An 8,474-nucleotide genomic window follows, 5' to 3' on the forward strand; every position below is an offset into this window, starting at 1 on the left:
TTCTTAATTGTTAACTTCTAATTCTACTGCAATTGTTTGATTCTGTTGAGCGCGTCTTGATAGGCGCTGGTTCTTCCGCCTTGTTTGTAAAGTTCTGCTGCTTTTTGAAAGTCGGCAATTGCTTTCGGTTGGTTTTTGTTCTCCAGGTAAGCTAAAGCTCGGTTGTAGTAGGCGTCGGCAAAACCGGAATTAGCTTCGATCGCCCGCGTGTATGCTTGAATAGCAGTAGAACCGCGTGTGGGTTCGAGTTCGGGCAAGCCGGCGGTGAGGAAAGTGCTGGCATTACCGATATTAAAATACAATTCAGGGGTATATTTGGGCTTGAAAGCGAGTGCTCTGTTGAAATCCGCGATCGCCTCCCAAGCATCTCCTTGATCTAACAGCGAAAGTCCTCGAAAATAATAAGCTTGGGCATCTTGCGGATTGGCGGTGGATACCGGGCCGCTGGTTGGGGGAGTATTGTCTACTTTCAACTCGGATTTGTTGATTCCCGCCGCCACAAGCTTCCCGATAAATGTATTGATGGGAACTGCTGCGTTAAATCCGGTTTTAATCGGGGCGACTTCGCCGGAACTCGTTTGCGCGAAACCGAATTCCCCTTGTCCGTGTAAACCGATGACTCGACCTTCGGAGTCAAAAACTGGGCCGCCACTCATGCCACTCCAAGTTACTGCCTGATACCGCAAAGTGTAACCTTCCGGGCGGTTGCCGGGGCGGCTGGTAACGAGTCCGGGAGAGAGTTCTGGTTCTCGTTCAGCGCCGAAAAGTCCGCCCGTAGCGGGATAGCCGTAAACGAAGATTTGAGTGCCGATGACGGCTTGATCGGAATCTGCGATCGTCGCGACTGGATATTCTTCGGGGCTTTCAAATTTGACTACGGCTAAATCCGGGTCAGTTTCGGCGGTTTGCAAACGGGTGACGGAGGTTGCTTGATAGTTTTTGCCTTTAGACGTGCGAACGGTGTATTTCACGTCTGCTTTCTCTACAACGTGGTTGACTGTTAAAACTGTGTAAGTTTTACCTGTTTTGGCAATAATTACGCCAGAACCGTCTCCGAGGGAACTGTTAATTTGTACTGTCAGCGGCCCGGCAATGCTGGCGACTTCTTGGGGCGTTTTGGCGATCGCGGGTTGGCTGATGACTATGGTTAAGGCTGCCGTAGTTCCTGCTAGCAGGGTGGTTAAGGTGTCATAACGAGAAAAGTTTATATTCATGGCTGTTGGTAATTTGTAGTTGGGTAGGGAGAATTTGCGGATTTAGGGCGATCGATCGTTTTAATTCTTAATTCTTAAATTCTAATTCTCCTGCAATTGTTTGATTCGGTTGAGCGCGTCTTGATAGGCACTTGTTCTGCCGCCTTGCTTGTAAAGTTCTGCGGCTTTTTGAAAGTCGGCAATTGCTTTGGGTTTGTCTTGTTTTACAAGGTAAGCTAAAGCTCTGTTGTAGTAGGCGTCGGCAAAACCGGGATTGGCTGCGATCGCCAGCGTGTATGCTTCAATAGGGTTTGGATGGCGGCCGTTGTCCAATGCGGGATCGAGTAGGGCGACGTATAAAGTGCGGGCATTACCGATATTAAAATACAATTCAGGGGTGTATTTGGGCTTGAAAGCGAGTGCTCTGTTGAAATCCGCGATCGCGTCCAAAGCATCTCCTTGATCTAACAGCGAAAGTCCTCGAAAATAATAGGCTTGGGCGTCTTGCGGATTGGCGGTGGATACCGGGCCCGTCGTTGGGGGAGTATTGTCTACTTTCAACTCGGATTTGTTGATTCCCGCCGCCACTAGCTTGGCGATAAATGTATTGATTGGAACTGCTGCATTAAATCCGGTTTTAATCGGGGCGACTTCGCCGGAACTCGTTTGCGCGAAACCGAATTCCCCTTGTCCGTGTAAACCGATGACTCGACCTTCGGAGTCAAAAACTGGGCCGCCACTCATGCCACTCCAAGTTACTGCCTGATACCGCAAAGTGTAACCTTCCGGGCGGTTGCCGGGGCGGCTGGTAACGAGTCCGGGAGAGAGTTCTGGTTCTCGTTCAGCGCCGAAAAGTCCGCCCGTAGCGGGATAGCCGTAAACGAAGATTTGAGTGCCGATGACGGCTTGATCGGAATCTGCGATCGTCGCGACTGGATATTCTTCGGGGCTTTCAAATTTGACTACGGCTAAATCCGGGTCAGTTTCGGCGGTTTGCAAACGGGTGACGGAGGTTGCTTGATAGTTTTTGCCTTTAGACGTGCGAACGGTGTATTTCACGTCTGCTTTCTCTACAACGTGGTTGACTGTTAAAACTGTGTAAGTTTTACCTGTTTTGGCAATAATTACGCCAGAACCGTCTCCGAGGGAACTGTTAATTTGTACTGTCAGCGGCCCGGCAATGCTGGCGACTTCTTGGGGCGTTTTGGCGATCGCGGGTTGGCTGATGACTATGGTTAAGGCTGCCGTAGTTCCTGCTAGCAGGGTGGTTAAGGTGTCATAACGAGAAAAGTTTATATTCATGGCTATTGCTAATTAGTAGTTGGGTAGCGGGATTTCGGGAAGAAAGGGCGATCGGGGTTGGTTTGTGCTTTTTTGTGTTTAGTTTTATTACTGATTTGACGCAAAGGATCTCGGCTTTGTTCTTTAGTGATAATTTTACTCGCTTTTTTGTTCCTCGATTCCCTTTTTCACTGTAGGGTGCTTATGGGCGCACCTTACTTAATCTCAATGTAGCCCCCTGCCAAACTTACTTATTAAAACTAAATAATACATAACTCAAACTCGGTGCTTAATTCTTCCTTAGTCATGGTTCCCCGTGCGACTCGTCTGACTAAATCCTATGCTCGATCGTCCGTCAAATTCCGAGTGCAAGCATTTAAACGCAAAAAGGTATCTGTCACCGCAAAAGCCGTTCGTTTATTTCCGTCAATAAAGGGATGATTCATCGCTATCTGATAGAGATAGGCGGCAGCTTGTTCGCTAATTGTTGGATGCAAAAATTGACCGCCAAAAGTTGCTTGCGGTTGAGCCAAAGCCGAGTATAACAAACCTTCGTCTCTGACGCCTAGAGTGCCGCCAAACCTCTCGCTCTGTCTGGCGTGAATACTTAAAAACATACTTGTGCTGATGAGAAAATGAGGAGTTGGCAAAGCGACGGTAAACGTCATTTATTTCCCGTGATAAATCTAGATCTGCTTGGCCTGCTTTGGATTCTAGTTTTTGCTGTTCCTCAGTCTTTAAGGAACGAACAAATTCAAGCACTTTCAGCAGCACGGGTTCTGGTACTTCGTCTAGTTATTGAAGAAGTTGGTCTTTTGCAGTCATATTTTTTCTAAATATCTTACCACCAATTTACAACTTATTGTAGCTTGGTTGATTTAGATACCCGACTTCTTGAAGAAGTCGGGTATCTCGCCTTCAGGAATTATACCAAATATTTATTAGTCCCCCTCTGCCCGGACTTTTTTTGTAGAGTAGCGGTTTCAATCGCCTATCAATCTTTGATATTCTGCCACCCATTCCACGATCGCCTCAGTCAATCCATCTAAGGTATATTCTTTGGCTTCCACATCTAACTTACCCAATAAATTTTGGCAGCTTTTGGAAGTTTCCGGGCCGATGGATGCGATGCAAACGCTTTCCAACCAATCCTTAGACAGGGACAATTTTGGGCTTTGTTGTATGAGATTGCAAAAGTTATGTACGGTTTTGGAACTGGCAAATGTTATGATATTTACTGCTTGATTTTGGAGTGCGGAGAGGGCGCTCGGATCGATTGTTTCGGGACAGCAAGATTGGTAAGCTGGCACTTCTATTACTTGCGCTCCTTTGGCAGTGAATTCTTTAACTAAAACTTCTCTGCCGCCGCTTTCTACTCTGGGAAAGAGAATCTTGCAGTTTTGCAAGTTATCGGGGAAGTTTTCGACTAGGGAATCGGCGACAAAGTTCGGGGGAATAAAGTCTGGTTGTAGAGAGTGCGATCGCAAACTTTCTGCTGTTTTTTTACCGACAACTGCTATTTTAATGCCAAACAAGCTGCGGGCGTCTTTGCCTTTTGCTTGTAATCGTTGAAAAAAGCAGTCTACAGCGTTGTGGGAAGTGAGAATTAACCAGTGAAAGCTTGACAATTGTGCGATCGCGCTGTCTAATGGTTCCCAACTCGAAGGCGGCCCAATTACTAAGGCGGGCATTTCGATAACGCGGGCTCCTTGTTGCTGGAGTCGATCGCTAAATTCAGCAGACTGAGAAACCGATCGCGTGACTAAAATGGTTTTTCCGGCTAGCGGCAATTTGCTGTTGTTAGCGGTGACTGGTGTATCGATCATATTTGTGCTTTCTGGCTGAATTAGATATTCGCGCAATCTGACTACTTCCCCAATTACGATCACGCAAGGCGATAGAGATTGACCTGCTGTTTGCTGTACAATGTTGGAGAGAGTGCCCAGCCAAATTTGCTGTTCGGGGCGGCCGCAATCTCGGATAATGGCGATCGGAGTTTCGGTCGATCGTCCGTGCTTTTGCAATTGCCAGACGATCTCGCTTAAATTGCGTCCTCCCATCAATATTACCAAAGTTTCTATCTGCACTAATGCTTCCCATTCCAAAGCGTCCGGTTCATGGGCGCTCATCACTGCAAAACAGCGACTCATTACCGGATCTGTGAGGGGAATTCCTGCTAGTAAAGGTGCGGATAGGGCGGAGGAAATTCCGGGTATTACTTCAAAGTTGCAGCCCGCTGTGATTAATGCTTGAATTTCGGAACTGCAACGACCAAAAATAAACGGATCGCCGCTTTTTAGGCGCACGATTTGCTTTCCGAGTTGGCAATGTTCTACCAGCAAGCGGTTGATTTCTTGCTGCTGCGTGGAAGGTTTGCCGCCGCGTTTACCGACTTCGATTTTCCGACAAGTTGCTGGGATTAATTCGAGTTGCGGGATGTCGATGAGAGCATCGTAGATTAAGACTTCGGCTTGGGATAGCAGTTTGTGCGATCGCACTGTCATCAAGTTACAATCTCCGGGTCCCGCACCGACTAGATAAACTTTCCCTTTTTGGTTTTTCACAATTCCTCCTCGATAGTATAGTTTTATGAATATTGCTAGCCTATAGTAAGACGCGCCGAGGCGCACCCTACACTATAGTAAGACGCGCCGAGGCACACCCTACGGTATAGTCAGCAGTTTATTGTATAAGAAAAGCTATTTATGCAGATTATCATCATCACGGCCGCCGATGCAAATTACTTTGAATTGGTGCGAGGCACTATTTTATCGGTGCGGGAAAAACCCGAGGGTGAAAATGTGGCGCTCGGCTTTTTCGATCTCGGCTGTACTCCCGAACAGTTGCAGTGGCTCAAAACAAAAGTTAATATCATTCAAAAGCCCGATTGGGACTTTGACTTTCCGGGCAAAAATGAAGCTCCCCAACATTTAAAAGGATTATTAGTTAGACCTTGTTTGCGAAAATACTTTCCTAATTTTGATATATACCTTTGGATTGATGCGGATGCTTGGGTTCAAGACTGGAGAGCAATTAATTTGTTGGTTGAAGGAGCATCGCGCCGGGGGCTGGCAATTATTCCCGAAGTTCACAGGGCTAGCTTGCAGCAGTACGGGCAACTTCCTCAATTTTGGCACTGGGTTTATCAACAGTACGAAGCTAACTTTGGTGAAGAAATTGCTAATAAATTCTACAGTTATCCGATATTAAATGCCGGAGTTTTCGCACTCCGAAAAGATGCTTTACACTGGGAAATTTGGGCTGAAAAACTCAATCAAGGATTGCAAAGATCCGGCTGTGTCATGACAGACCAATTTGCCCTCAACCTCGCTGTTTACAGTGGCGAATTGTTCAATCTGACTGAAATGCTCCCAGCTTGGTGCAATTGGATATTCAACGGTTTTCCGGTTTGGGACAAGCAGCGAGGCTGTTTTGTGGAGCCGTACTTGCCGCAGGAGGCGATCGGCATTTTGCATTTAGCTGGCCGCCAGCAGTTGGATCGAGTACAATTGATGGCAACTGACGGCGATATACTGGAAATGAGCGTCCGTTATCAACCTAACAAACAGGCAGCAATAACAATATTTCAAGAACCAAAAATGACTGAGCCAGCACCTAAAATTAACAAAAATAATTTATTACAACCAGGCGATTATGTTTCCCCAGGGTTCCAAATAATTATACCTGACTCCTATTTCCCCAATATGATTATTGCCGATCCAAATGCGAGTAACTGGCCTTACTTGCGCCGGGAAATTCCGCATAATTGGTATGCAGATAAGCGCTATCCATTTATCGGGTTTTTGAATCGCGACGAAGCACACATCCTTTACAATACAGCTCTGCAATTCAAAGGTAAAAAAGCATTAGAAATCGGCTGCTGGCTAGGGTGGTCGGCCTGTCACTTAGCCCTCGCAGGAGTTGAGTTAGATGTCGTAGATCCGCTGTTAGAAAGAGAGGACATTAGACAAAGCGTAATCGACTCAATTCAAGGTGCTCTAAATGCGTCGGGCGTTCAAACATCAGTCGAGCTAATACCCGGCTATAGCCCCCAAAGAGTAGAAGAATTTTCCGCTCAATTCAACCGCGAATGGTCGTTAATTTTTATTGACGGAGAACACGGAGGTGATGGGCCATTAAATGATGCCATTGCGTGTGAAAAATTGGCTGAGGAAGATGCAATAATTTTATTTCACGATTTAACCGCTCCAGATGTTGGTAAAGGTTTAGATTACTTGAAGCAAAGGGGATGGCAAACGGTAGTATATCAAACAATGCAAATTATGGGGGCTGCTTGGCGGGGCAATGTCGAGCCAGTAAAACATCAACCCGATCCCAATATTTCCTGGCAGTTGCCAGCACATTTGCACGGTTACAATATTAGCAGTTTAGAGACAATAAATTCTCAAACAGCCAGCCAAATTAATCAAGACCAAGAGTCCTCTTATACAAGAGATTTTCACCAATTAATCGGAGAAGGAACTGGCAGTTCTGCTATAGAAATTATTCCCCTGCTGTTAGACTTCCTGCAACCCATTTTACCTAAAAGTGTGGTAGATGTGGGCTGCCGTACGGGAAGTTGGTTAGCTGCGTTCCACAAGTTGGGAATTGCTGATTGTTTGGGAATAGATGGTGATTATGTCGATCGCACTATTTTACAAATTCCTTTAAATCAGTTCCAATCCGCCGATTTAAAGCAACCGCTGCAAATAAACAGAAAATTTGACTTAGCAATTTCTCTGGAAGTTGCCGAACATTTGCCGGCTACCTGTGCCGAAAACTTTGTTAATTCTCTCACTCAACTAGCACCGGTGATTCTGTTTTCTGCTGCGATACCATTTCAAGGAGGCGTCGAACACGTTAACGAACAATGGCCACAATATTGGGTTTATTACTTTCAGAAAAACGGCTATGCAGTTATTGACTGCTTGAGAAAAAAGATATGGAACAATGACAAAGTAGAGCCTTGGTACGCTCAGAATATCTTGATTTTTGTTCAAAAAGAATACTTGTCGGGATATCCGAGGTTAGTAAATGAATATCAAAATACCGATCTGAATCAATTAGCCATCGTCCATCCCCAGATTTATTTTTACAGCTTGCAAGCTGCTAGAAATTCGGCACCTAATTTACAATCAGAAAGTGTCAAACAAGTTACAGCATCGCCACAATTGGCAGATCGACCTTTGGTATCTGTGATTATTCCCTGCTACAATCAATCTCATTATTTGGTGGAAGCAGTAACTAGCGTGATTAACCAAACTTACAAAAATTGGGAAATTATCATTGTCAATGACGGCAGCTTAGATACTACCAGCATAGTTGCCCAAAATTTAATAGTAGCAAATTCCCAATATCAAATTAGGCTTGTAGAACAAACAAATCAAGGGCTTTCAAGTGCGAGAAATGCGGGCATAGCAGCCGCAAACGGTGAATACATCATGCCTTTAGATGCAGATGATATCCTAGCTAAAAACGCCTTGACGGACCTTTTAGAAATATGTTTAAAATCAAATGTACCTTGCGTAGCATTTGGTTCTTATCAACTGTTTGGCACTGAAAATGGCATGGTACCCAGTTACGAGTTGTATTCTCCCGAAAATATCAAGCAATCTAACATGATTCACCCGTCTTCACTCTATCACAAATCTCTTTTGGATTTGGTCAGCGGGTACAAAGTTGGGATGAAGGAAGGTTACGAAGATTGGGAGTTTTGGGTTAACTGCCACAAGCACAATATTCCCTTTTTGGGAACGAGAGAAGTAGTTGTCAATTATAGGCGTTACCAGGGTTCTATGTTGGCAAGAGCTCAGCAATATCATCAAAAGTTGGTAGCACAAATTGTTTTTTACAACCGGGAACTTTACGATATGGAAAGCGTGAAGAGTGCTGAAAAGCTATTGGAACAAATCGCAAGTTAATCTCAATACGGTTCAGTTAAGGGCTAGGCAGTGCTTAAAACAATAAATACAGGAGGATTCATTATTATTCCAGTACCTC

5 protein-coding genes are annotated in these 8,474 nt (G+C 45.2%); 1 reads left to right on the forward strand and 4 read right to left on the reverse strand.

Annotated elements, in window-relative coordinates; genetic code table 11:
• Positions 1-23: 23 nt before the first annotated feature.
• From QUA47_RS18570 to cobA, 4 genes are all read right to left on the reverse strand, one after another.
• Positions 24-1,214, reverse strand: coding sequence for a tetratricopeptide repeat-containing serine protease family protein (locus QUA47_RS18570; protein ID WP_333431801.1), 1,191 nt, complete (start codon positions 1,212-1,214; stop codon positions 24-26).
• An 81-nt stretch (positions 1,215-1,295) separates the two neighbouring features.
• Entirely contained in the window at positions 1,296-2,495 is a 1,200-nt protein-coding gene (locus tag QUA47_RS18575) for a tetratricopeptide repeat-containing serine protease family protein (RefSeq protein ID WP_333431802.1), read from the reverse strand.
• A 317-nt stretch (positions 2,496-2,812) separates the two neighbouring features.
• Entirely contained in the window at positions 2,813-3,142 is a 330-nt protein-coding gene (locus QUA47_RS18580; protein WP_333431803.1) for a type II toxin-antitoxin system death-on-curing family toxin, read from the reverse strand.
• A gap of 315 nt (positions 3,143-3,457) precedes the next feature.
• On the reverse strand, positions 3,458-5,038 hold the full coding sequence (cobA, locus tag QUA47_RS18585; RefSeq protein WP_333431804.1) for a uroporphyrinogen-III C-methyltransferase: 1,581 nt from the start codon (positions 5,036-5,038) through the stop codon (positions 3,458-3,460).
• A gap of 141 nt (positions 5,039-5,179) precedes the next feature.
• On the opposite strand from cobA, the gene QUA47_RS18590 reads away from it, so the two are divergent.
• Positions 5,180-8,395 carry a glycosyltransferase gene (locus QUA47_RS18590; RefSeq protein WP_333431805.1) on the forward strand — a complete coding sequence of 1,072 codons (3,216 nt, stop codon included), beginning with the start codon at positions 5,180-5,182 and terminating at the stop codon, positions 8,393-8,395.
• The last annotated feature ends 79 nt before the right edge of the window (positions 8,396-8,474 follow it).

The sequence above is a fragment of the Microcoleus sp. MON2_D5 genome (genome assembly GCF_036701905.1).
GTDB lineage: Bacteria > Cyanobacteriota > Cyanobacteriia > Cyanobacteriales > Microcoleaceae > Microcoleus.

Excerpts from the sequence above, each read along its gene's own strand:
- QUA47_RS18590 (WP_333431805.1), top strand. The coding sequence starts at position 5,180 with ATGCAGATTATCATCATCACGGCCGCCGATGCAAATTACTTTGAATTG.
- QUA47_RS18570 (WP_333431801.1), bottom strand. The coding sequence starts at position 1,214 with ATGAATATAAACTTTTCTCGTTATGACACCTTAACCACCCTGCTAGCA.
- QUA47_RS18580 (WP_333431803.1), bottom strand. The coding sequence starts at position 3,142 with ATGACGTTTACCGTCGCTTTGCCAACTCCTCATTTTCTCATCAGCACA.
- QUA47_RS18575 (WP_333431802.1), bottom strand. The coding sequence starts at position 2,495 with ATGAATATAAACTTTTCTCGTTATGACACCTTAACCACCCTGCTAGCA.